The following is a 22,647-nucleotide window of genomic DNA, read 5'->3' as shown; positions in this document are numbered from 1 at the left end:
GCGCGTCAGTTCTCGATGGCGTTGGCCGTGGACTGAACGTCGCGCTTCACGCCGCGGACGGTGTTCGCGCAGGATGCAACGGCAAGCGCGCAGACGAGAATCGTGGCGATCGAAGCCAGACGCGACAGTTTCATGGACGATGTCTCCCTCAATGACTAGATATCGCAAGAATACGTAAAGGAACGAGAACAGGCAGATTTTGTTCCATGACCGCCGCAGACACAATCGGACAGGTTTCCGCAGACAAGGTTCTGGTCATCGCCTGCGGCATGATTGCCCGCGAGGTGCTGGCGGTCAAGGAGCGCTTGGACCTCGCCCACATCGACCTGACATGCCTGCCGGCCGAGTTTCATTATTACCCCGAAAGGATTCCGCCGGCGATGGACAGGGCGATCGCCGAGGCCAAGGCGGACGGCTACCGTCACATTTTCGCCGGCTACGCCGACTGCGGAACGGGCGGGATGTTGGACGTGGTGCTCGAGCGGCACGGCGTCGAACGGATCGCCGGCCCCCACTGCTTTGCGTTCTACCAGGGCGGTGCCGCCTTCGAAGCCGTCGCCGACGCAGACATGACGGCCTTCTACATGACCGACTTCCTGTGCCGGCAGTTCGAGGCCTTCTTCATCAAACCGCTCGGGCTGGACCGGCATCCGGAACTGGCGGCGGACTATTTCGGCAACTACGAGAAGGTCGTCTACCTCGCACAGACGGACGATCCCGACCTGGACCGTGTCGCCGAGGGCGCTGCCGAGCGCCTGGGGCTTGCCTACGAGCGCCGCTTCACCGGCTATGGCGACCTGCCCGCCGCGCTTGGCGAAGCGGCGAAACGCCCGGCATGACAGTGTCGCCGGCCCGTGGGGGCCACAGATCAGCCTGTGCGCATGCGTCACCTTGAGTTAACAATGCAAAGGCAGAATGAAGCCACGCGCCGCGATGCTGCGCGACCGAGTTCTTGCAGGTGGGCATGACGGCGCAAACGGCCGGTTTTCAGGATGGTGCGTCCAGCGACCGGCCACTTCGCCGGCGGCCCCGCCGGCTGTCCGAGTTGTTCGCCCAACTGGCGCGCGAAGCCGAAGGACCGGTTTCCATCGGCCACATCCGCGATGCTCTTGGCAACCGGAGCTTCGCACCGCTGCTGGTTCTGTTCGCCGCCTTCAACCTGCTGCCTCTGCCTCCGGGCGCTTCCGTCATCCTCGGCCTGCCGCTTGTCATCGTGGCGGCGCAGATGGTCTACGGGACCAAGCAGGCCTGGCTGCCCAGCGCGTTGTCCAGCCGCTCGCTCAGCGCCGAGACGTTTCGCTCGGCGATGGAATGGATCGTCCCCCGGTTGGTGCGCCTCGAAAAGGTGATCCGGCCCCGCTACTGGCCGTTCTGGCGCCGCCGCGGCGAGCGCATCATCGGCATCGCGGCGCTGGTCCTGGCGATCGTGGTGACCCTGCCGATCCCGCTTGGAAACTGGCTGCCCGCCTTCGCGACCGCGCTGCTCGGACTGGCCCTCTCGGAACGCGACGGCATCCTGCTCGCCATCGGCGGCGCGGTCGGCGTCGCCTCGATGGTGATCATCGCCGCCGTCATCGGCGCGGCCGGCCTTGCGACCAACGCCGTGCTCGGCTGGCTGATGTAGCATGTCCGCGAAGCAGTCGCGCATTGCCGTCGTCACCGCGGGCGGCCCGCATGTCTGGGTCATCGTCAACGCCCTGCGCGACCGACTGGGCGACGTGACCGTCATCCTCGAAGAGCCGGAATCGAAGAAGCGGCTGCTGCTGCGCCGCGCCCGCAAGCTGGGCTGGATCGAGGTTGCCGGCCAGTTGGGCACGATGGTCTTCACCCGGCTTCGCAAGCTCGTGCTGTCCGGTCGCGACCGGGCCGCCCTGACCAGCCGCGGCATGAACACCGAACCGCGCGACGACCAGCCTATCGTCAACATCGCCTCCGCCGATTCGCCTGATCTCGCCGATGCGGTGAAGAAATTGGGCGCCGAGGTTGTACTGCTGGCCGGCTGCCGCATGCTGTCGCAGCGCACCCTCGACCAGATGCCCTGCCCAGTCCTCAACTATCATGCCGGCATCAACCCGGCATACCGAGGCATGAACGGAGCCTACTGGGCGCTCGCCACCGGCGACGCCGGAAACTTCGGCGCGACGGTGCATCTCGTCGATGCGGGCGTGGACACCGGCGACATCCTGCACCAGGTACGCGGCGCCCCGGAGCCGGGCGACAACCTCACCAACTACGCGATGCGGCTCGCCGCGATGTCGCGCGACATCTGCACCCAGGCGGTCGAGGACGTTCTCGAAGGGCGCGCCAAGCCGACTATGTCGAACCTGCCATCGAAGCAATGGTACCATCCGACGGTCTGGTTCTACGTCTGGACCGGCCTGACCAGGGGCGTCTGGTAGGGCGAAGCCCGCCCGGGATGACCGCCGTTGCCGCGACTGCGCCCCCGCCGGGCCGAAGGCTTCTATCGCGACACCGGACGCACTAGGTTGCCGGTCGCCGAGCCGGCGATCCGATCGCCGATTTGCGGCACGATTCCGCGTCGCTTTTGAATGGCTGCGCGTCGTCGGATGAGAAGCGGGGCATTTTTGCTTCCTGCAATGCTGAAACCCACGGAATAGCGAGAATAGAATGGCCGACCTGATCATCGTCTACTGGCGCGACATCCCAGCGCAGGTCATCGTCAAGAAGGGACGGCAGAACGCCAAGCGCGAACTGCCGGTTCGCTTCGCCGAGGCGATCGACATGGCGGCGATGCGCTCGGGCGCCGCCGAGACCGACGCCTATCTCGCCGAGTGGCGCAAGTCGGATCCGGTCGGCGTCGGCGACGACCTCGAGGCCGAGGCGGCTAAGGCGGCCGACGAGTTCGACAGGCTGTACAACCGGGAACGGCTGGTTGCACTGGCCAAGGCTGGCGGAAGGGAAAATGGATAACAACCGGCCGGTCTCGACGACTGCCAAGGGCCCGGCGAGCGCCGCGCCCGAAATGATCCCGCCGGATGCAGCCGGCGGGGTCACCCAGGCGACCGTCGTGAAAAAGACGGCGCCGAAGACCGACTACAAGCCGGCCGACGTGTCGCCGCAGCGGCGCGTGCAGCGCTCCTATTCCGTGCGGCTCTGGTCGATCCGCCACAGCCGTGGCCTCGAATGGTTCTATGCCCGGTTCGCCGACATGTTCCTGATGCTGCATCCGCTTTGGAAGCTCGTCGGCTACGGCCGGGTCGAGGCGCCGGTGAAGTTCGTCGAACGGCACGTGAAGGGCTTCATGTTCGATTGCCGCATGTGCGGCCAGTGCGTCCTGTCGTCGACCGGCATGTCCTGCCCGATGAACTGCCCAAAGCAGTTGCGCAACGGCCCGTGCGGCGGCGTGCGCGCCAACGGCAACTGCGAGGTCGAGCCCGACATGCCCTGCGTCTGGGTCAAGGCGTGGGAGGGCTCGCGCAACATGGAAAAGGGCGACGCCATCCTTTCCCTGCAGAAGCCGGTCGACCAGTCGCTGCGCGAAACTTCGGCCTGGCTGCGCGTCACCGCACAGGCCGCAGCGAACCGCGAAACCGAAAAGGCGGGAGCCTCCGCATGAGACACCCGCGCCCGCCCCAGACCGACGAGAACCCGGCCGGCATCGACCTGCCGCTGGAGCCGCTGCCCGGTCATACCTCGCGTGGGCGCCTGGAGCGGGTGCTGAGACGCGGCGAGTTCGCGGTCACGACCGAACTCAATCCGCCTGACAGCGCCGACCCTGAAGACGTCTACGACCGCGCCAAGGTGTTCGACGGCTGGGTCGACGCCATCAACGCCGTCGATGCCTCGGGCGCCAACTGCCACATGTCATCGGTCGGCATCTGTGCGCTCCTGACCCGCATGGGCTATGCGCCGATCATGCAGATTGCCTGCCGCGACAAGAACCGCATCGCCATCCAGGGCGACGTGCTCGGCGGCGCGGCGATGGGCGTCGCCAACATGCTTTGCCTCACCGGCGACGGTGTGCAGGCGGGCGACCAGCCCGGTGCCAAGCCGGTGTTCGACCTTGATTCAATCTCTCTGCTCGAAACCGTCCGCATCATGCGCGACAACGGGAAGTTCCTGTCGGGCCGCAAGCTGACGACGCCGCCGCAGCTTTTCCTGGGCGCAGCGGTCAACCCGTTTGCCCCGCCCTACGACTTCCGCCCGGTCCACCTCGGCAAGAAGATCGCCGCGGGCGCGCAGTTCGTGCAGACCCAGTACTGCTTCGACGTGCCGATGTTCAGAACTTTCATGCAGCGCGCGCGCGACCTCGGCCACGCCGAGAAGGTCTTCCTGCTCTGCGGCGTCGGCCCGCTTGCCTCGGCGAAGACGGCGAAATGGATCCGCTCGAACGTGCCCGGCATCCACATTCCCGACGCCGTCATCAAGCGGCTCGAGGGGGCGGCGGACCAGAAGAAGGAAGGCAAGAAGCTCTGCATCGACATCATCAACGAGGTGAAGGAGATCCCCGGCGTCTCGGGCATCCATGTGATGGCCTACCGCCAGGAGGAATATGTCGCCGAGATCGTCGATGAATCGGGCGTGCTGAAAGGCCGGCGGCCATGGAAACGCGAGGTTCGCCCCGACGACGCGATGGTCGCGGCGCGCCTCGACCATCTGCTGCACAATGAAGTGACCGAAACCCAGGTCGATATGGTGAAGTCCGCGCACTGAAGGCAGCCGGAAGCGCCCCGTCGCTTGATCGAATTCAGATAACGATATAAAGAAGTCTTTATATCATACGGAGTGATTCATGACCCGCACGATCGTCGCCTCGGCGACCCGCGAAATCATCATCGGTTTCGACCAGCCGTTCTGCGTGATCGGCGAGCGCATCAACCCGACCGGCCGGAAAAAGCTGGCGGCGGAGATGGTTGCCGGCAACTTCGAGACGGTCATCAAGGACGCGCTCGAACAGGCGGCCTGCGGCGCGACCATGCTTGACGTCAACGCCGGCGTGACCGCCGTCGATCCCAACGCGACGGAGCCGGCGCTGTTGGTGCAGACGATGGAGATCGTCCAGAACCTCGTCGACCTGCCGCTGTCGATCGACAGTTCGGTGACGGCCGCGATCGAGGCCGCCCTGAAGGTCGCCAAGGGCCGCCCGCTGGTCAACTCGGTGACCGGCGAGGAGGAGAAGCTGGAAGCCATCCTGCCGCTGGTCAAGAAATACGACGTGCCGGTGGTGGCGATCTCCAACGACGAGACCGGCATCTCGATGGACCCCGACGTGCGCTTCGCCGTGGCGAAGAAGATCGTCGAGCGCGCCATGGATCACGGCATCAAGGCCGAGGACGTGGTGGTCGACCCGCTGGTCATGCCCATCGGCGCGCTGGGCGACGCCGGCCGGCAGGTGTTCGCGTTGCTGCGCCGCCTGCGCGAGGAACTCAAGGTCAACACCACCTGCGGCCTCTCCAACATCTCCTTCGGCCTGCCGCACCGCCACGGCATCAACGCCGGCTTCATCCCGATGGTCATCGGGGCCGGCATGACCTCGGCCATCATGAACCCGGTCCGGCCGCAGGAAATGGAGGCGGTGCGCGCGGCCAATGTGCTCGCCGGCACCGACCGCGACTGCATGACCTGGATCAAGACCTACAAGGACTACAAGCCGGGCGAGCACGCCACCCCTGCCCCGGTGCCGGTAGTGTCGCCCAACGCGGAAGGCGCGGCGACCGGCGGCCGGCGCCGCGGCGGCCGCGAGGCGCGCCGCGCGCAAGGCTGAGCCCAGGCCCGTGAACTCGCCCGCCAACATCACCGACCCGCTCGTGCTTTTCATGCCGTCCGGCAAGCGCGGGCGGTTTCCCGTGGGAACGCCGGTGCTCGATGCCGCGCGGTCGCTCGGCGTCTATGTCGAGAGCGTCTGCGGCGGGCGGGCGACCTGCGGTCGCTGCCAGATCGAGGTGCAGGAAGGCAATTTCGCCAAGCACAAGATCGTCTCCTCCAACGACCACATCTCGCCCAAGGGCGCCAAGGAGGAGCGCTACGAGCGGGTGCGCGGACTGCCCGAGCATCGCCGACTGTCCTGCTCGGCGATGATCCTCGGCGATCTCGTCATCGACGTGCCGCAGGACACCGTCATCAACGCGCAGACCATTCGCAAGGCCGCCAGCGACCGCGTCATCGAGCGCAACGCCGCGGTGCAGATGTGCTATGTCGAGGTGGACGAGCCCGACATGCACAAGCCGCTCGGCGACCTCGACCGCCTCAAGGCGATGCTCGAGAAGGACTGGGGCTGGAAGGACCTTCTGGTCGCGCCGCACTTCATCCCCGAGGTCCAGTCCATTCTGCGCAAGGGCAACTGGGGCGTCACCGCGGCGATCCACCGCGACATGGACTCCTCGCGGCCGTTCATCATCGGCCTCTATCCCGGCCTGAAGAACGAAGCCTACGGCATCGCCTGCGACATCGGCTCGACGACGATCGCCATGCATCTCGTTTCGCTGCTGTCGGGGCGCGTCGTTGCATCGTCGGGCACGTCGAACCCGCAGATCCGCTTCGGCGAGGATCTGATGAGCCGCGTCTCCTATGTGATGATGAATCCGGATGGGCGCGAGGCGATGACCAAGGCCGTCCGCCAGGCGGTCAACGACCTGATCGGCAAGGTATGCGCGGAAGGCGGCGTCGACCGCCACGACATCTTCGACTGCGTGTTCGTCGCCAATCCGATCATGCACCACCTGTTCCTAGGGATCGATCCGACCGAACTCGGCCAGGCGCCCTTCGCGCTTGCGGTGTCGGGCGCGTTGCAGTTCTGGGCGAGCGACATCGAGATCGAGGTCAGCCGCGGCGCCAGGCTCTACACCCTGCCCTGCATCGCCGGCCATGTCGGCGCGGACGCCGCCGGCGCCACCCTCTCGGAAGGCCCCTACCGGCAGGACCGGATGATGCTGCTGGTCGACGTCGGCACCAATGCCGAAATCGTCCTCGGCAACCGCAGCCGCGTCGTCGCGGCCTCCTCGCCCACCGGCCCGGCCTTCGAGGGCGCGGAAATCTCGTCTGGCCAGCGCGCCGCTCCCGGCGCGATCGAACGCGTGCGCATCGATCCTCAGACGCTCGAGCCGAAGTACCGCATCATCGGCGTCGACAAATGGTCGGACGAAGACGGCTTCGAGGAGGCATCGAGGACGACCGGCGTCACCGGCATCTGCGGTTCGGCGATCATCGAGGTTGTCGCCGAAATGTACCTGTCGGGGATCATCTCCGAAGACGGCGTCATCGACGGCGCGCTTGCGGCCACAAGCCCGCGCATTGTGGAGAATGGCCGCACCTTCTCCTACCTGCTGCGCGAGGGCCAGGCGGGAGAGCCGCGCATCACCGTGACGCAAAACGACATCCGCGCGATCCAGCTCGCCAAGGCGGCGCTCTACGCGGGCGTGAAGCTGCTGATGGAAAAGCAGGGCGTCGAGGCCGTCGACACGATCCGTTTCGCGGGCGCCTTCGGTTCGTTCATCGATCCGAAATACGCGATGGTGCTGGGCCTCATTCCCGATTGCGACCTCGCCGAGGTGAAGGCAGTCGGCAACGCTGCGGGAACCGGCGCGCTGATGGCGCTCTTGAACCGCGACCATCGCCGCGAGATCGAGAAGGAAGTCGGCCGCATCGAGAAGATCGAGACGGCGCTTGAGCCGAACTTCCAGCAGTTGTTCATCGACGCGATGGCGCTGCCCAACAAGGTCGATCCCTTCCCCAAGCTCGCCGAGCAGGTCAAGCTGCCGGCGCGCAAGGCCGTGACCGATACCGGCGGAGACGCGGTGCCGCGCCGCCGCTCCCGAGACGAACGCGCCGCGCGGCGCGCTCGTAGCTGATCCTCACCAGCGGCCGGTTTCGGCGTAGACCTCGAAGGTCGCGCGGATGTGGTCGGCGGCCGCCTTGACCGGCGCGCTGGCGTCCTGCGTGACGAACATGGCGAGGCTGTACGTGCCCATGTCCGGCAGTCCGTCCTTCGCCGTCAGTTCGACCATCTCGCTGTTGAGGAAGGACTTGGGCAGCGGCGCGACCGCGAGATCGGCCATGATCGCCGCGCGCTGGCCGGCGGTGTGCGCGCTCATGTAGGCGACGCGGTAGTTGCGGCCTTCGCGGCCGAGCGCTTCGAGCGCGCCAGCCCGCCATGCGCACCCTTCCTCCCAGATCGACACCGGAAGCGGCTCCTTCATGTAGGCGCAGCCGCCCCTCGCGCCGGCCCAGACGATCGGCTCGGTCAGCAGCACCTCAGCCCCGATCATCGGGTTCTTGGGCGACTTGGTGACGAGGGTGAGATCGAGTTCCCGGTCGTCCATTCGCCGGCGCAGATTGCCGCTCTGGTCGATGATGACGTCAACCGCGATCGAGGGGTGCGACTGAGCGAAACGCTTGAGCACATGCGGCAGCACGCGCTCGCCGTAGTCGTCCGGCGAACCGATGCGCACGACACCCGAAATGTCGGGTACGATGAACTTGGACACCGCCTCGCGGTTGATGGCGAGCATGCGCCTGGCATAGCCGAGCAGCATTTCGCCGTCCGCCGTCAGCGTCACCGAGCGCGCGTCGCGCGAAAAGACCGAGCGCCCCAGGATGTCCTCCAGCTTCTTGATCTGCATGGAGACCGCCGAAGGCGTGCGGAACACGGCCGTCGCCGCCGTGGTGAAGCTGCCGGTTTCGGCGATGGCCACGAAGGTCCGCATGACGTCGAGGTCGAGCAGCGGAAGGGGATGGTTGAGCGGGGCGTTCATGAAGCCAGTCCTTCAAAATATCTGATCGAAGTCATCAGTTCATTTCGTTTGATTGAACATCAGATCGAACCCATAGTCAATCTCGTAGAAGGCCTCCGCGACGACAGCCCCAAGCAACAGCACGGTAACAGGACCCTGGCGTCGCGGAGTGAAGTGGAAACCAGCGGTCCTTAGTGAAGACCGCCCGGATCGGGGAAGGTCCGGCCAACAAGAGAGGAAGTGTCATGTCCATCATCTCATCCATCGGACGCATCGCGGCCGAGTTCAGCGCGGCGCGTGCCCGCCACCAGACCGAGCGGACCATCCGCTCCCTGCCGATCGAACTGCAGAAGGACATCGGCTGGCCCGATGCCTACGAGACCGGCACCGCCCACCACAGCGGCGTCGGCTCCTGGTCGGGCTCGAAGTAGCCATGGTGCGCAAAGCAAAGGACCTGCCGGAATTCCGCCCGGCATCCGGCAGGTCCCCCGCGCGCAACCGCGCCCGGACAAGCCATGCGCGGGCAGCATGACGCATGCGAACAAATCGCATGACTCGGACCGGGACAGCCTAAGTCTCTGGGAATATTCGCAGAGTTGAACCGTCTGCGAAACGGCCGTCAGAGGCCATGTCGTTTTTGCGTCGTACTGCTTCGTTTTTGCCACTTACAACGCCGCTGGGCGCGCCTATATCCGCGCCACCAACGAGATGCCCCACTCCTTAGAAGATCAAGCGAAGGCACCCGTGTAACCTCGATGCATGGAGACGTGTCATGAAGCTTCTGTCCCGCCTGTTCGGTCGCAACCGTCAGATGAACCTCACCACCGCCCTGGAGCGGCAGCGGCTCGGCCGCACCATGCCCGGCCAGACCGGTGCGATGGCTGGCGCCCGTCTCGGCGCGCTGGTCTGATCCCATTCGCTAGCGCGGGCTTGAGCGCCACCTCCAGGACGTTCGCCCGCACCTGAACCGCCGTTGGCTCCTTCCCGGAGCAAGCGGCGGTTTTTCTTTGCCGGGATACCGGAGCGACGGCATGTCGATTTGCGACCATGTCGCAAATTTAGTCGTCGGCCCCGCGCCAGAGCCCTTGACAAACAAGGGGTTTTGACGGCGCTTTGCTGATCGCGACATTCTGTTCGCGTCATTTGCCAGCAAAGGGTGGCCCACGTGAGCGCCGCGAAGCTTCCGACCAAGAGGTCGTTCGTCTTCTTCCTTGTTCCCGACTTCACGATGATTGCCTTTGCGACGGCGCTGGACCCGCTGCGCTCGGCAAACCGCATGCTCGGCTACGACGCCTACCAGTGGCGGCTCGCAAGCATGGACGGCCGTCCGGTGAAGGCGTCGAACGGCGTCGAATGCGCCGTCAACACCTCGCTCGAAGACGAGCGGCGCAAGATGACAGGCCATGACCGGCCCGACATGGTGATCGTCTGCAGCGGCCTCAACGTCGAGCGCTACAGCAACAAGACCGCTTTCGCCTGGCTGCGGGAGGAGTACAACCGCGGCGTGGCCGTCGGCGGGCTTTGCACCGGCGCGCATGTGCTGGCGGCGGCCGGCCTCCTGTCCAACAAGCGCTGCGCGATCCATTGGGAAAACCTGCCGGGGTTCGCCGAGGCCTTCCCCAAGGCCAACGTGTTCGCCGACCTCTTCGAGGTCGACCAGAACGTCTATACCTGCGCCGGCGGCACGGCGGCACTCGACATGATGCTCAAGCTGATCGGCGAGGATTTTGACGAGAACCTCGTCAACCGGGTCTGCGAACAGGTCCTGACTGACCGCGTCAGGAGCCCGACCGACCGCCAGCGCCTGCCGCTGCGGGCCCGCCTCGGCGTCCAGAACGCCAAGGTCCTCTCGATCATCGAACTGATGGAAGGCAACCTTTCGGAGCCCCTGTCCCTTGTCGAGGTCGCCGATCATGTCGGCCTTTCGCGCCGCCAGATCGAGCGCCTGTTCAGGACCGAAATGGGCCGCTCGCCGGCGCGCTACTATCTTGAGATCCGGCTCGACCGCGCGCGCCACCTGCTGATCCAGTCGTCAATGCCAGTGGTCGACGTTGCAGTCGCCTGCGGTTTCGTCTCGGCCTCGCATTTTTCGAAATGCTACCGCGAGCTCTATTCGCGCTCGCCTCAGCAGGAGCGCCTGGACCGGAAGCAGTTGCTGGCGGCCTGATAGCCGCCCGCTATCGCTGATCCCACATCCAGCTGCGATCGCGCCACATCTTCTCGCCGACCAGGCAGTCGGCCGACGGCGCGGCCTGCACCTTGACCACCGGCAGCCTGTCATTGGCCAGCTCTGCCCGGAACGCCGGCGACCGCTCGTCCGCCAGTTCGAGAACGAGCTTCCGGCGCACCGCCTCGGGAAACAGCGACCAGTCGTTGACCGGGATCATGAAGGCGCCGGGACCGCCGATGACGCAATCGGTATAGTAGCGGTCGAGATTGCTGACGTCGTAGACGCTGGAGAAGCCGGCCCTTGTCATCAACGGCAGGCCGTTGACCGTGATCCCCTGCCCGACGACGGCGTCGCGTGCGTCTTCCACCGGCTCGCCCTGGTTGTTGGGGCCATCGCCGGAAATGTCGATCACCCGCTTGAGGCCCTGGTACTGGCTTTCGGCGAAGAGATCCGCGCCGAAGCCGAGCGCGGCTGCGATCGAGGTGCGGCGCGCGCTGTTGGCGGGCTGCGCTGACAGCATGGCCGCCACCCGCTCGGCGTCGGCGCGGTTGGCAATGATCGTCCACGGCACGACGATTCGGTGCGAGGTGACGCCCGCCCATTCGAAATATGTGATCGCGATCCTGCCGTAGGCGCCGTCGGCGATGGCCTGCAGCACGCGATCGTGCGTAAGCGCCGCCGCGTAGCCATGACGCTGGATATCCAGTTCCATCGGCGACATCGAAAGGGACACGTCGACCGCCAGCACAAGCTCGACATCGACCGGTTCAACGGCCGAGGCGGGCGCGGAGAGCGTTGCAGCGGCTGCCGCAATCAGAGCGCGGGCAAGGCGTAGCATCGTCCGATAGTGCGCCCGCGGCGCGCGCCGCGCCGCTCACAATTGCGTGAATCCCCAGGCGCTTCGGTCGAGGCCGGCCGGGGCTCAACTCCTCGGCTTCAGGTTCTCGGGATCGTAGAGCGGCTTGTAGCCGACACTCGCGACCTCGACGGGATAGGTCTCGCCGAAATACTCCACGGAGAGTTTGCGCCCTTCCTGGCAATAGTCCCACGGCAGGTAGGCCAGCGCGATGTTCTTGCCCAGCGTTGGACCGAAGGCCACCGAGGTGGTGAAGGAACGGCGTCCGAGTTCATCGACAAGCGTGTCGCCGGTCGACGGGTCAATCACGGGCATGGCGCCGACCGGATAGCGCGCGACGCCGGCGTAATCGACATTGTCCGTCATCACCAGCGTGCACAGCATCGCAGGCTGGTGCTCGCGCGCGCGGTGCTCGAGGTGTTTCGCCTTGCCGCGGAAGTCGACGTCCTTGACCTTAGGACGCTGGAGATCGGATTCCAGCAGGTTGTATTCGGTCAGCAGGTCGGCGTTCTGCAGGCGCAGGCTCTTCTCCATGCGCCTGGAGTTGGCGTAGGTCTCGACGCCGAAGGCCATCACCCCGGTCGAGCGTAGCGCGTCCCAGACGGCGAGCCCGTCCTCGTAGCGCATGTGCAGTTCCCAGCCCTGCTCGCCGACATAGGATATGCGGAACGCGGTGACCGGCTTGCCGGCGATCTCGATCTGCCGGATGGCGGCAAAGGGGAAGTTTTCCGGCGACAGCGCCTCTGGATCGGCGACCACCTTGCGCAGGGTGTCGCGCGCATTCGGCCCCCAGATGCCGATGGTGACGAATTTCTCGGTGACGTCGGTCACGGTGACGTCCAGCCCCCGGTCCTCGGCCACGCGCCTGACATAGTGGAAATCGCGGGGACCCGCGTCGGCGCCATCGATGACGCGGCAGCGGTCGGCCATGCGGATGACCGTCAGGTCGGCGCGCACCATGCCCTCGTCGTCGAGGAAATGGGTGTAGATGCCCTTGCCGATGTTGGCGTCGCCGCCGATCCTGGCCGCGCAAAGCCATTCCATCAGCGCGACATGGTCCGGCCCCTCGACATCGAACATGTAGAAGTGGCTGAGATTGACGATGCCGCAATCCTCGCTCATGGCCAGGTGCTCGGCGTTTGAAACGCGCCAGAAGTGGCGGTTGTCCCATTCGTTCTCGCGAACCGGCACGCGGTTGCCGTACTTCTCCAACAGGTGCTCGTTGGCAGCGTAGCCGTGCGCGCGTTCCCAGCCGCCAAGTTCCATGAAATGGCCGCCAAGCTCCCTCTCGCGCTCGTAGAAGGGCGAACGCTTCACATTGCGGCCGGTCGCGTAGGGCTCGCGCGGATGGACGGCAGGCGTATAGACCTTCTGCGCGGCCTCGCCGCAGCGCCCCTCGATGAAGGCTTCCTGAAGCTGGTGCGGATAGAAGCGCGCGAAGTCGATCGAAGCGTGGTCGATCTCGGTGCGTCCGTCCGTCATCCAGTCGGCGACCAGCTTGCCGTAGCCCGGGCCGTCCTTGACCCAGATGCCGACCGCGTACCACAGGCCGCGCACCTTCTGGCTCTCGCCGACCGATGCCCCGCCGGCGGCCGAAACCTGTAGCAGGCCGTTGAAGGAACGGCGCTCGTCATAGCCGAGCTCGGCGAGGATCGGCGTCAGTTCGATGGCGCGCTCCAGCGGCTCGATGATCTGTTCCATCTCGAGGTCGCGCTGCGACGGCGAAAGCCTGGCCTGCTGCTTCTCGAGCAGATCGCGCGGGTGGCAGAGCCGCGGATTGGTTTCCTCGTAATAGCCCCACTCGATCATGCCGCCTTCCGACGTGGTCGGGTCGCCGGTGTCGCGCATGTAGGCGGAATTGCCCTGGTCGCGCAGCAGCGGCCAGCCGATCTCCTTGCCGGTTCCGGCAAACTCCGTGTAGGGCCCGAAGAAGGTGAGCGGATGGTCTACCGGCATGACCGGCAGGTCTTCGCCCGCCATCTCGGCGATCAGCCGTCCCCACAGTCCAGCGCAAACGACGACGTGGTCGGCGAGGATCGTGCCGCGATCGGTGACGACGCCCTTGATGCGCCCGTTTTCGATGACCAGCGACCTGGCCGGGGTATTGGCGAACGCCTTCAGCTTTCCGGACTTCTCCGCCATGTCGACGAGCTTGCCGGCGACCGTCTGCGAGCGCGGGATGACGAGACCCGCATCCGGGTCCCAAAGGCCGCCCTGCACCTGGTCTTCCTCGATCAGCGGGAACTTCTGCTTGATGCCGGCGGGATCGATCAGGCGCGCCGGCGTGCCGAAGGCCTTGGCGGAAGCCACCTTGCGGCGGATCTCGTCCATGCGCGCATCGTCGCCGGTGCGCGCGACCTCAAGGCCGCCGATGCGCTCGTAGTGGCCGAGCTTCTCGTAGAAGTCGATCGAATAGAGCGTCGTCCAGCACGACAGGAAATCGTGGCTGGTCGTGTAGCAGAAGTCGGAGGCGTGCGCCGTCGAGCCGATGTCGGTGGGGATGCCGGACTTGTCGATGCCGACGATGTCGTCCCATCCGCGCTCGACGAGGTGATGCGCGACGGACGCGCCCACGATGCCGCCCAGCCCGATGATGACGACTTTCGCCCGTGACGGAAATTCAGCCATTGCCCACGACTCCGACGCGATGTTGCGGGCAGACTATAGGGCGGCGCGGCGGCAAGGTTGAATCCTGTTTGCGACATCGCCGGAGAGGCGCGCGACCACGGCGCGCCAAACATGCGCGCAGCGGCGGCGGCAGTCGGCCGACGGGGCTGCGCGAGGACTACTTGATACGGGCTACGCCGCCCGAAATCTCGATCGTTTCGCTGCCGGTCAGCGCTTCGATGTCGCCGTTGGGCATGGTGACGAAGCAGCCGTTCTGGCAGAAGTCCACCGACTCGTTGCCGCCGAGCGCCAGTTCGGTCTTGCTGCCGCCTTCGGTGACGACCAGCGTGCGCGGCTCGCTGTCCAGGTTTACGGCGCTGGCGGCATGGGCCGACGCGCCGGCTGCAAGCAGCACGAATGCAGCTACTAGGGTCTTCGTCATGGCGATCCCGGTGGTTCCCACCGCCTCTGTTTGCAAGGGCTCCAACCCTTTTCGGCGAGCTTATAGGAGATGGTGCCTGAACAGCAACTGAACGGGCCGTTCAGGCCCGCCCGCCCCGGCTCAGCCAGGCGCCGGCTTCCTCGGCCTGCGTCTGGCCTTTCCTGCCGGCTTGGCTTCGGCGGAAGGCCGCTCCATCAGTTCGGCCTCGGCGGCGTCGTCGTCCAGCGGCCATGGCGGCAACGGCTTGTCCGACTTCACGCTTATGACGCTCTGCGGGAACGGAATCTCGATCCCCTCGGCCTCGAACTTCTCGATGATGGCAAAACGCAGGTCGTTCTGCACGATGACGCTGTTGGTGACGTCGCCGAGGAACACCCTGACTTCGAAGTCGAGCGACGAGGCGCCGAACGCCGCGAAGAGCACGAAGGGTTCGGGGTTCTTGAGTACGAGCGGATGGCTGCGCGCGAGTTCCAGCAGCATTGCATGGACCTTCTTGACGTCGCTTCCATAGGCGACGCCGACGGGGATCTCGATGCGGCCGAGCTTGTTGCGGTGGGTCCAGTTGCCGACCGCCGAGTTGATCAGCTCGGAATTGGGCAGGATGACGCTCTGCCGCTGGAACGTCTCGATCTCGGTGGCGCGCACGCTGATCTTCTTCACCGTGCCCGAAACGTTGCCGGCAACGATCCAGTCACCCGCCTTGAATGGCCGTTCGGCCAGCAGGATGAGCCCGGACACGAAGTTCGACACGACGTTCTGCAGGCCGAAGCCGATGCCGAGCGAGAGACCGCCGGCCACCAGCGCAAAACTCGACAGGTCGATGCCCGCCGAGGAGATGGCGATGAGCGTCGCCAGCGCGAGGCCGGCATAACCGACGACGGTGCGGATCGAGTTGCGCACGCCCATGTCGAGCCGGCCGCGCGCCATCACCACGCCGTCGAGCCAGCCCTGGAACCAGCGCGTGACGAAATAGCCGATCGTGAAGACGACGACGCCGGTCAGGATTCCGCCCGGAGAGAATCGGAACGCGCCGATGCTGAAGCCGGCGCTCAGGCTGTAGGCCCAGGCCTCGATGTCGCCGAGCTGAAACCCCCACATCAGCAGCAGCAGCGGCAGGAAGATCAGCAGGATCATCAGGTTGATCGCCAAACTGACGGCCAGGCCCATCTGGTCGAGCGTCGTCGCTTCCGTGCCGGACTTCCTGGCAAGCCACCGGCCGACCGAGGTCTCCGCGAAGCCGCCTTCCGCGCCGATGGCGCGCGAAGTCAGGAAGCCGATATAGGCGGTGATCAGGATGGTTCCGGTGACGACCACCTGGGTCGAGGTGAAGGTGGCGAGGCCGATATAGCCGAACAAGGCCGCGGCGATGATGAACCCGCCAAGACCGACGGCCGTATAGCGCAGCCAGGCGCGCCACGCGCCGCCGCCGTCGCGCAGCAGGCCGATCAGGATCAACAGCGCGCCGACGACCGTGGACGCTGCGAAACTCCTGGCGATCGTCAGCGAAAGCGGCGAGCCCATCGTGTCGGTGACGACCGCGAGGAAATAGTTGAAGCCGATGACGACCGCCATCGCCGTGAAGACACCGACCAGCACAAGGGCGGTCCGGGATTCGATCGACACCAGCCGCCAGTTCGGCAATCGTGGCGTCAGCGCCGCGTTGGCCAGCCTGTTGACGCCGAAGACGATGCCAACGACCATGAACAGCGAACTCAGATAAACCCCGATGTCGCCGCGCAGGACGTTGAAATAGTTGAGGAAGAACAGCGTCGACAGCAGGAACACCCCAAGCGCCATCGTCGGCAGGAGCGTCGACCAGAAGGCGACCGAGAACCGTTCAAGGTAGGAGGGGGCCTCCTCGGCGGGATCGGGCTCGAAGATCCTCCCGAAAATGCGCCGGCCGCCCACGACGAGGACGGCAGCCGCGCCAAGCGCGAACAGCGCGGCGGCCAACACCGACTCGAACTTGTACTGGAAGACGAACTTCAGCCAGGACGATACCGACCGGTAGAAGTTGGAGTACTCCTTGTAGACGTCATCGAGGAGTTCGCCGGCAAAGGCCTCGGACAGCGAATAGCGCTTGGTCAGCACGTTGCGGAAGAGCGCGCTGCGCATGTCGCCGATCTTCTCGATCAGTCCGTTGACCCGGATGGAAAGCGATTCTGCGAGCCCCAGGACGGCATTGATCTCGGCCTTGGCGGCGGTCATGTCCTGGCGTTCGGCGGTGACGATGTCCGGCTCGGACTGGCCGTCCGGCGGCGCGGGCCCGAGTTGCTCCAGCCTCGCATTGATCTCCGCCAGACGCGGCCTGAAGGCGACCGAACTGGCGATGAGCTGGCGCGCGACTTCCGACAGCTCGAGCCTGATCTCGACCAGCTTGCCGTCATTCGAATCATTGACGGAAATCTGCCTCTCGAGATCGTCCGTCCGGGTCGAATATTTCTGGATGGCGCTGCGCTGTTCTTCGATCAGCGCGCCGCCGCCCTGCTGTGCAAGGGCAGCGGCCGCCGCGATCACAACGGCGACGACCGACAAGAACAGTGTGCGCCAAGGGCTGGCCAACGACATTGCCTTCCTGAATCTCGCGCGAACCCAGACGGGCTCGTTTCCCGCGCGGCCCTTGATAAGGTCCCCTCCCCGCCGGAGCAAGCCGCCTCGTCCCGAGGGTCGGCCTGGCGATTGGGGGTGGCGTAATTCTCGCCTTGACGCGCGCTGCCGCTTTATAGTCTGCCTTTCTGCGAAATTTGCGGAAGCGGCATCCATGCGTGAATATTCGGCCTATACCTTGCTCCGGAATGCACTGACCGGGAACCGGGACTGGAAGCCGGCCTGGCGCAAGCCGGATCCGAAGCCGGGCTACGACGTCATCATCGTGGGCGGCGGCGGTCACGGGCTTTCCACCGCGTACTACCTTGCCAAGGAGCACGGCATCACCAACGTCGCGGTGCTGGAAAAGGGCTATCTCGGCTCCGGCAATGTCGGCCGCAATACCACGGCGGTGCGCTCGAACTACCTGCTGCCTGAGAACCATCGCTTCTACGAGCATTCGATGGACCTCTGGGAAAATCTCTCACACGACCTGAACTACAACGTCATGTTTTCGCAGCGCGGCTGCCTTAACCTCGCCCACACGCCCGGCCAGCTCGACGAATATGTGCGCCGCGGCAATGCGCTGCGCCATTCGGGTATCGATTCCGAACTGATGACCGTCCGGCAGATCAAGCGCCTCGTGCCCGTGCTCGACGTCTCGGGATCGGCGCGGTTTCCCGTCATCGGCGGCGTCATGCAGTGGAGCGCCGGAACCGCCCGCCACGACGCGGTCGCCTGGGGCTACGCGCGCGGCGCCGACCGGCGCGGAGTCGACGTCATCGAGAACTGCGAGGTGACCGGTTTCCTGCGCGACGGCGACCGCGTGACCGGGGTGATGACCACGCGCGGCGAGATCAGGGCCAGGAAGGTTGCTGTCGCCGCCGCCGGCAGCACGGGGCGGGTCATGAAACTTGCGGGCATAGAGCAACTGCCGATCGAGAGCCAGGTGCTGCAGGCATTCGTGTCGGAATCGCTGAAACCGGTTCTCGACACCGTCCTGACCTTCGGCATGGGACATTTCTACGCCGCGCAGTCCGACAAGGGCGGCCTGATCTACGGCGGGGCGCTCGACGGCTACAACAGCTACGCACAGCGCGGCAGCCTGCCGTTGGTCGAGGAAGTGCATTCGGAGATGCTGGCGCTTTTCCCGGGGCTGGCCAGCGTGCGCATGCTGCGTTCGTGGGGCGGCCTTTGCGACATGTCGATGGACGGTTCGCCGATCATCACCACGGGCCCCCTGCCCGGCATGTACCTGAACTGCGGCTGGTGCTACGGCGGCTTCAAGGCGACGCCGGCTTCCGGCTGGTGCTTCGCCTGGACGATCGCCAGGGACGAGCCGCATCCCCTCAACGCGGCCTTCACGCTCGACCGCTTCCAGCGCGGCCTCATCATCGACGACAAGGGCCAGGGCGCGACGCCCAACCTGCACTAGGGACGACGAAGATGATCATCACCTGCCCCTATTGCGGCCCGCGCGATTCCTCCGAGTTCGTCTATCGCGAGGAAGGCGGCCGCACGCGTCCCGATCCCGCCTCCACCGACCAGGCCGAGTGGAACGCCTATGTCTACGACCGCCTCAATCCGGCCGGCGACCACGACGAGATCTGGCAGCATGCCGGTGGCTGCAGGTCGCATCTCAGGATCATGCGCAACACGCTGACGCACGGCATTTCGAGCGTCGCCCTCGCGCGCGACCACGGCAGGCCGCATGAGCGACGCAGCCGGGAGACGCAGGCATGAGCCCGCGGCGCGCCACCAGCGGCGGCCTGATCGACCGCTCGCGCTCGGTCCGCTTCAGCTTCGACGGCCAGGACTTCGCCGGACACCCCGGCGACACGCTCGCTTCGGCCCTGCTCGCCAACGGCGTCTCGCTGTTCGGACGCTCGTTCAAGTATCACCGCCCGCGCGGCGTGCTCGGGGCCGGCGTCGACGAGCCGAACGCGCTGGTGACCGTCCTGCGCGGCGAGGCGCGCGAGCCGAATGTCCAGGCGACGATGCTGGAGATTCACGACGGACTCAAAGTCGTCAGCCAGAACCGCTTCCCCTCGCTCGGCTTCGACGTCGGCGCCCTGAACCAGCTCGGCGGAAAGCTGCTCGGCGCCGGCTTCTACTACAAGACCTTCATGGGTCCGGTTTTCGGGCCTTTGAAAGGCACCCGCTTCTGGATGTTCTGCGAACACTTCATCCGCCGCGCCGCAGGCCTGGGCAAGGCCGGCGTCGCGCCGGACCCTTCGCGATACGAGCGCATGAACGCCTTCTGCGACGTGCTGGTGGTCGGCTCCGGGCCGGCCGGCCTGATCGCTGCCAGGGCCGCGTCGCAGAATGGTGCGCGCGTCATCCTCGCCGAGCAGGATGCGCGTCTCGGCGGTTCCGCCAACTGGTCCGGAGCCTCCATCGACGCCCAGCCGTCAACAGAGTGGGCGGCGGGCATGGTGCGCGAGCTTTCCGCGATGCCGAACGTCACGCTGCTTCCACGCACGACCGTCTGGGGCTACTACGACGGCAACACGATGGCCGCGCTCGAACGCGTCGCCGACCACAAGGCAAAGGCCCGCCCGGGCGAACCGCGCCAGCGCCACTGGACGATCCGTGCCGGCCGGGTCGTGTTGGCGACCGGCGCGCTCGAGCGTCCGCTGGTCTTCCCCGGCAACGACCGTCCGGGCGTGATGCTGGCCAGCGCCGCCGAACGCTACGCCGGTGAATATGGCGTGTTGCCCGGCGACAAGGTCGCCGTCTTCACCAACAACGACGCCGCCTATCGGTCGGCGCTGGCGCTTCGCGAGGCCGGATGTCGGGTGGTGGCGATCATTGACCCGCGCGAGACGATCTCGGAGCAGGCGCGCGCCCTTGCGGTCCGCACCGGGGCGGAAATCCTGACGGGTCGCGCCGTCACCGGCACCGAGGGCGGCAAGACGATCTCCGGTGTCAGGATGCAGGTCTTCGACGCGGCATCAGGCGCGGTCAGCGGCGACCCCCGCACCATCGAGGCCGACTGCCTGCTGATGTCCGGTGGCTGGTCGCCGGTGATCAACCTGGCCAGCCAGGCCGGCGCCAAGGCCGAGTGGAGCGAGCGCCTGCAGGCCTTCCTGCCGCCGAAGGACGCCAGCGGCTGGGTCGGCGCGGGCGCCTTCAATGGCGCCTTCACCCTTGCGGAGGCCCTCGCCGAGGGCCTTGCGGCCGGTGGCAAGTCCGGCAGCGAAACGCCCGACGTGGCTGGCGACGAACTCGAGGTCGCGCCGGCGCATGTCCTCGAAATCGAGGCGGCTGGAAAAGCCTTCGTCGACTTCCAGCACGACGTGACCGCCGACGATGTCAGGCTCGCGCACCGCGAGGGATTTCAGTCGGTCGAGCACCTCAAGCGCTACACCACGCTCGGCATGGCGACCGACCAGGGCAAGACGTCGAACGTGTCGGGCCTCGCCATCATGGCCAATGCGCTGGGCAGGCAGATTCCGGAGGTTGGGACGACGCGGTTCCGGCCGCCTTTCGCGCCGGTGACGATCGGGGCTCTGGCCGCGGAACGGTACGGCGAGATCAGGCCGGAACGGGTGACGCCGATGCACGACTGGCATCTCGCCCGCGGCGCGACGATGTATTCGGCGGGGCTCTGGCACCGTACGATGATCTACGGCCTGCCGGGCGAGACCGTCGAGCAGGCGTATGTACGCGAGGCGAAGACGACCCGCGAGACCGCCGGCATCGCCGATGTCTCGACACTCGGCAAGATCATGGTCCAAGGGTCCGACGCCGCAAATTTCCTCGACCGCGTCTATACCAACATGTTTTCGACGCTGCCGGTGGGCAAGGCCCGCTACGGGCTGATGCTGCGCGAGGACGGGCTGGTGCTCGACGACGGCACGACCTGGCGGCTCGGCGAACAGGATTTCCTGATGACCACGACGACGGCCAACGCCGGCAAGGTCATGCAGCACCTGGAATACATGCTCGACGTGGTCTGGCCGGACCTGAAGGTGCAACTCACCTCCGTCACCGACCAGTGGGCAGGCGCTTCCATAGCCGGGCCGCGCGCGCGCGACATCCTGGCCGCCTGCGTGACCGGTACGGAGGTCGACAACGAGACTCTGCCCTTCATGGGCATCGTTTATGGCGACATCGCCGGGGCGCCGGTGATGATCTGCCGCCTCTCCTTCTCCGGCGAACTGGCATACGAGGTCTATTCCGGCGCCGGGCACGGCACACATGTCTGGGAGGCCTTGATTGCCGGCGGCAAACCTTACGGGCTCGTCCCCTATGGTCTCGAGGCGCTCGGAACGATGCGCATCGAGAAAGGCCATGTGACCGGCGCGGAGATCGACGGCCGCGTCACCGCGCGTGACCTGCATCTCGACTGGATGCTGTCGAAGAAGAAGCCGTTCGTCGGTTCGATGATGATGGACCGCGAGGGGCTCGTCGCACCCGACCGGCTGCAACTCGTCGGCATCGTCTCGCTCGACAACCGGCCGCTCAACGGCGGCGCACATATCGTGGAAGAACTCGATCGCGACAACCCGCACGGTTCGATCGGCCACATGACCGCAGCCTGCTATTCGCCGGTATTCGGACGCCATATCGGTCTGGCGCTGGTCAAGGGCGGCAAGGACCGGCGCGGGACGCGCGCCTTCATCTCCGACCCGCTGCGCAAGCGTTTCGGTCCGGTCGAGATCGTCAGTCACCATTTCTACGACCCCGAAGGGAAGCGCATGCATGGTTGACCAGCTTTCCCCACTCGCGCCGGTGCTGCGCCCGGGCAGGCATCCTCAGTCCGACCGCATCGGCGTCACCCTGGCGGAGGTCCAGCCGGGCTCCATCGTGCAGGTGGCCGCCTGGCGCGGCCAGGAGGGCAGCCTCATTTCATCGATCAGGGAGGTGACCGGCCTGGTGTTGCCCGACGGCGCCGGCGGCGGCATCGCGACCGAGGCGAAGGCAGCCTTCGGTTTCGCGCCAGGCAAGTTCCTCGTCGTCGATCAGGACGAAGGCCTTGCGGCGGCCTTTGCAGGTTCGGTGACGGCCGAGACCGGAACCGTGACCGACCTCTCGCATGGCCGCACGGCGATCAGGGTCGCCGGACCGAAAGCGGAATGGGTGCTCTCGCAGTTCTTCGCGGTCGACTTTTCGCTGCTGGCCTTCCCGGAGGGGTCGGGCCTGTCGACCGTTCACCACGACGTCTTCGCGCAGATCCAGCGCACTGGCGCGGAGCAGTTTGACCTCTACGTCTTCCGGTCATTCGCCCGGTCGTTCTGGAAATCGCTCTGCCACGCCTCGGAAGAGGTCGGATACGAGGTCCTGTAGGCCG

The 22,647-nt window shown here is 66.1% G+C and carries 21 protein-coding genes; 15 read left to right on the top strand and 6 right to left on the bottom strand.

The genetic code is table 11. The annotated features are described in order from the left end of the window. Positions 1–5 precede the first annotated feature (5 nt). Positions 6–134: an EncA/B family entericidin gene (locus ABUE31_RS04055; protein WP_121582210.1), complete on the bottom strand. Its 129-nt coding sequence runs from the start codon at positions 132–134 to the stop codon at positions 6–8. 72 nt (positions 135–206) lie between these two features. Between ABUE31_RS04055 and ABUE31_RS04050 the strand changes: the two genes are divergently transcribed. The 8 genes from ABUE31_RS04050 to ABUE31_RS04015 all read left to right on the top strand — a co-directional run bounded on the left by ABUE31_RS04050 (position 207) and on the right by ABUE31_RS04015 (position 7,808). Next, positions 207–839 carry a DUF1638 domain-containing protein gene (locus ABUE31_RS04050; RefSeq protein ID WP_367722202.1) on the top strand — a complete coding sequence of 211 codons (633 nt, stop codon included), beginning with the start codon at positions 207–209 and terminating at the stop codon, positions 837–839. A gap of 125 nt (positions 840–964) precedes the next feature. Further along, on the top strand, positions 965–1,624 hold the full coding sequence (locus ABUE31_RS04045) for an exopolysaccharide biosynthesis protein (RefSeq protein WP_367722201.1): 660 nt from the start codon (positions 965–967) through the stop codon (positions 1,622–1,624). Between the two features lies 1 nt (position 1,625). After that, positions 1,626–2,399 carry a formyl transferase gene (locus ABUE31_RS04040; protein ID WP_367722200.1) on the top strand — a complete coding sequence of 258 codons (774 nt, stop codon included), beginning with the start codon at positions 1,626–1,628 and terminating at the stop codon, positions 2,397–2,399. A gap of 229 nt (positions 2,400–2,628) precedes the next feature. Continuing rightward, a complete protein-coding gene (locus ABUE31_RS04035) occupies positions 2,629–2,931 on the top strand; it encodes a virulence factor (RefSeq protein ID WP_367722199.1) in 303 nt (100 codons plus the stop codon). 52 nt (positions 2,932–2,983) lie between these two features. Then, positions 2,984–3,577, top strand: coding sequence for a methylenetetrahydrofolate reductase C-terminal domain-containing protein (locus ABUE31_RS04030; RefSeq protein WP_367722527.1), 594 nt, complete (start codon positions 2,984–2,986; stop codon positions 3,575–3,577). Continuing rightward, positions 3,574–4,674 (top strand): methylenetetrahydrofolate reductase, encoded by a 1,101-nt coding sequence (locus ABUE31_RS04025; RefSeq protein WP_367722198.1) that lies wholly within the window; start codon positions 3,574–3,576, stop codon positions 4,672–4,674. The genes ABUE31_RS04030 and ABUE31_RS04025 overlap by 4 nt, the downstream gene beginning before the upstream one ends. A 79-nt stretch (positions 4,675–4,753) precedes the next feature. Beyond that, the gene (locus ABUE31_RS04020; RefSeq protein WP_367722197.1) at positions 4,754–5,725 is read left to right on the top strand and encodes a methyltetrahydrofolate cobalamin methyltransferase; all 972 of its coding nucleotides are present in this window, start codon (positions 4,754–4,756) and stop codon (positions 5,723–5,725) included. Between the two features lie 52 nt (positions 5,726–5,777). Beyond that, entirely contained in the window at positions 5,778–7,808 is a 2,031-nt protein-coding gene (locus ABUE31_RS04015) for an ASKHA domain-containing protein (protein WP_367722525.1), read from the top strand. A 3-nt stretch (positions 7,809–7,811) separates the two neighbouring features. Here ABUE31_RS04015 and ABUE31_RS04010 read toward each other — a convergent pair whose 3' ends face one another. Further along, entirely contained in the window at positions 7,812–8,711 is a 900-nt protein-coding gene (locus ABUE31_RS04010) for a LysR substrate-binding domain-containing protein (RefSeq protein ID WP_367722196.1), read from the bottom strand. 224 nt (positions 8,712–8,935) lie between these two features. Here ABUE31_RS04010 and ABUE31_RS04005 point away from each other — a divergent pair, with 224 nt between their 5' ends. The 3 genes from ABUE31_RS04005 (at position 8,936) to ABUE31_RS03995 (ending at position 10,857) form a co-directional block, all read left to right on the top strand. Continuing rightward, positions 8,936–9,121 carry a hypothetical protein gene (locus ABUE31_RS04005; RefSeq protein WP_367722195.1) on the top strand — a complete coding sequence of 62 codons (186 nt, stop codon included), beginning with the start codon at positions 8,936–8,938 and terminating at the stop codon, positions 9,119–9,121. A 341-nt stretch (positions 9,122–9,462) separates the two neighbouring features. Continuing rightward, positions 9,463–9,600 carry a hypothetical protein gene (locus tag ABUE31_RS04000; protein WP_367722194.1) on the top strand — a complete coding sequence of 46 codons (138 nt, stop codon included), beginning with the start codon at positions 9,463–9,465 and terminating at the stop codon, positions 9,598–9,600. A 318-nt stretch (positions 9,601–9,918) separates the two neighbouring features. After that, the gene (locus ABUE31_RS03995; RefSeq protein WP_367722524.1) at positions 9,919–10,857 is read left to right on the top strand and encodes a GlxA family transcriptional regulator; all 939 of its coding nucleotides are present in this window, start codon (positions 9,919–9,921) and stop codon (positions 10,855–10,857) included. A 10-nt stretch (positions 10,858–10,867) separates the two neighbouring features. On the opposite strand, the gene ABUE31_RS03990 is transcribed toward ABUE31_RS03995, so the two are convergent. The 4 genes from ABUE31_RS03990 to ABUE31_RS03975 all read right to left on the bottom strand — a co-directional run bounded on the left by ABUE31_RS03990 (position 10,868) and on the right by ABUE31_RS03975 (position 17,333). Next, positions 10,868–11,698: a DUF1194 domain-containing protein gene (locus ABUE31_RS03990; protein WP_367722193.1), complete on the bottom strand. Its 831-nt coding sequence runs from the start codon at positions 11,696–11,698 to the stop codon at positions 10,868–10,870. A gap of 84 nt (positions 11,699–11,782) precedes the next feature. Next, on the bottom strand, positions 11,783–14,344 hold the full coding sequence (locus ABUE31_RS03985) for a GcvT family protein (protein WP_367722192.1): 2,562 nt from the start codon (positions 14,342–14,344) through the stop codon (positions 11,783–11,785). A gap of 157 nt (positions 14,345–14,501) precedes the next feature. Next, positions 14,502–14,765 (bottom strand): hypothetical protein, encoded by a 264-nt coding sequence (locus ABUE31_RS03980; RefSeq protein ID WP_367722191.1) that lies wholly within the window; start codon positions 14,763–14,765, stop codon positions 14,502–14,504. Positions 14,766–14,885: 120 nt separating this feature from the next. After that, positions 14,886–17,333 (bottom strand): mechanosensitive ion channel family protein, encoded by a 2,448-nt coding sequence (locus tag ABUE31_RS03975; RefSeq protein ID WP_367722190.1) that lies wholly within the window; start codon positions 17,331–17,333, stop codon positions 14,886–14,888. 193 nt (positions 17,334–17,526) lie between these two features. Here ABUE31_RS03975 and ABUE31_RS03970 point away from each other — a divergent pair, with 193 nt between their 5' ends. The 4 genes from ABUE31_RS03970 to soxG are packed head-to-tail and all read left to right on the top strand — an operon-like array spanning position 17,527 to position 22,643. Further along, positions 17,527–18,786, top strand: coding sequence for a sarcosine oxidase subunit beta family protein (locus ABUE31_RS03970; RefSeq protein WP_367722189.1), 1,260 nt, complete (start codon positions 17,527–17,529; stop codon positions 18,784–18,786). A gap of 11 nt (positions 18,787–18,797) precedes the next feature. Next, positions 18,798–19,094: a sarcosine oxidase subunit delta gene (locus tag ABUE31_RS03965; RefSeq protein ID WP_367722188.1), complete on the top strand. Its 297-nt coding sequence runs from the start codon at positions 18,798–18,800 to the stop codon at positions 19,092–19,094. Beyond that, the gene (locus tag ABUE31_RS03960; RefSeq protein ID WP_367722187.1) at positions 19,091–22,066 is read left to right on the top strand and encodes a sarcosine oxidase subunit alpha family protein; all 2,976 of its coding nucleotides are present in this window, start codon (positions 19,091–19,093) and stop codon (positions 22,064–22,066) included. Before ABUE31_RS03965 ends, ABUE31_RS03960 begins: the two co-directional genes overlap by 4 nt. After that, entirely contained in the window at positions 22,059–22,643 is a 585-nt protein-coding gene (gene soxG, locus ABUE31_RS03955) for a sarcosine oxidase subunit gamma family protein (RefSeq protein ID WP_367722186.1), read from the top strand. The genes ABUE31_RS03960 and soxG overlap by 8 nt, the downstream gene beginning before the upstream one ends. Positions 22,644–22,647: the final 4 nt, after the last annotated feature.

The sequence above is a fragment of the Mesorhizobium marinum genome, from assembly GCF_040813675.1.
Classification (GTDB): domain Bacteria; phylum Pseudomonadota; class Alphaproteobacteria; order Rhizobiales; family Rhizobiaceae; genus Mesorhizobium_K; species Mesorhizobium_K marinum.
This window is presented reverse-complemented; position numbering and strand designations above follow the sequence as displayed.

Coding starts and splice junctions, on each gene's coding strand:
- ABUE31_RS04015 (WP_367722525.1), top strand. CDS start 5,778: ATGCCGTCCGGCAAGCGCGGGCGGTTTCCCGTGGGAACGCCGGTGCTC.
- ABUE31_RS04010 (WP_367722196.1), bottom strand. CDS start 8,711: ATGAACGCCCCGCTCAACCATCCCCTTCCGCTGCTCGACCTCGACGTC.
- ABUE31_RS03990 (WP_367722193.1), bottom strand. CDS start 11,698: ATGCTACGCCTTGCCCGCGCTCTGATTGCGGCAGCCGCTGCAACGCTC.
- ABUE31_RS03980 (WP_367722191.1), bottom strand. CDS start 14,765: ATGACGAAGACCCTAGTAGCTGCATTCGTGCTGCTTGCAGCCGGCGCG.
- ABUE31_RS03995 (WP_367722524.1), top strand. CDS start 9,919: ATGATTGCCTTTGCGACGGCGCTGGACCCGCTGCGCTCGGCAAACCGC.
- ABUE31_RS04030 (WP_367722527.1), top strand. CDS start 2,984: ATGATCCCGCCGGATGCAGCCGGCGGGGTCACCCAGGCGACCGTCGTG.
- ABUE31_RS03975 (WP_367722190.1), bottom strand. CDS start 17,333: ATGTCGTTGGCCAGCCCTTGGCGCACACTGTTCTTGTCGGTCGTCGCC.
- ABUE31_RS04050 (WP_367722202.1), top strand. CDS start 207: ATGACCGCCGCAGACACAATCGGACAGGTTTCCGCAGACAAGGTTCTG.
- ABUE31_RS04045 (WP_367722201.1), top strand. CDS start 965: ATGACGGCGCAAACGGCCGGTTTTCAGGATGGTGCGTCCAGCGACCGG.
- soxG (WP_367722186.1), top strand. CDS start 22,059: ATGGTTGACCAGCTTTCCCCACTCGCGCCGGTGCTGCGCCCGGGCAGG.
- ABUE31_RS04005 (WP_367722195.1), top strand. CDS start 8,936: ATGTCCATCATCTCATCCATCGGACGCATCGCGGCCGAGTTCAGCGCG.
- ABUE31_RS04055 (WP_121582210.1), bottom strand. CDS start 134: ATGAAACTGTCGCGTCTGGCTTCGATCGCCACGATTCTCGTCTGCGCG.
- ABUE31_RS03985 (WP_367722192.1), bottom strand. CDS start 14,344: ATGGCTGAATTTCCGTCACGGGCGAAAGTCGTCATCATCGGGCTGGGC.
- ABUE31_RS04025 (WP_367722198.1), top strand. CDS start 3,574: ATGAGACACCCGCGCCCGCCCCAGACCGACGAGAACCCGGCCGGCATC.
- ABUE31_RS04020 (WP_367722197.1), top strand. CDS start 4,754: ATGACCCGCACGATCGTCGCCTCGGCGACCCGCGAAATCATCATCGGT.
- ABUE31_RS04040 (WP_367722200.1), top strand. CDS start 1,626: ATGTCCGCGAAGCAGTCGCGCATTGCCGTCGTCACCGCGGGCGGCCCG.
- ABUE31_RS04035 (WP_367722199.1), top strand. CDS start 2,629: ATGGCCGACCTGATCATCGTCTACTGGCGCGACATCCCAGCGCAGGTC.
- ABUE31_RS04000 (WP_367722194.1), top strand. CDS start 9,463: ATGAAGCTTCTGTCCCGCCTGTTCGGTCGCAACCGTCAGATGAACCTC.
- ABUE31_RS03970 (WP_367722189.1), top strand. CDS start 17,527: ATGCGTGAATATTCGGCCTATACCTTGCTCCGGAATGCACTGACCGGG.
- ABUE31_RS03965 (WP_367722188.1), top strand. CDS start 18,798: ATGATCATCACCTGCCCCTATTGCGGCCCGCGCGATTCCTCCGAGTTC.
- ABUE31_RS03960 (WP_367722187.1), top strand. CDS start 19,091: ATGAGCCCGCGGCGCGCCACCAGCGGCGGCCTGATCGACCGCTCGCGC.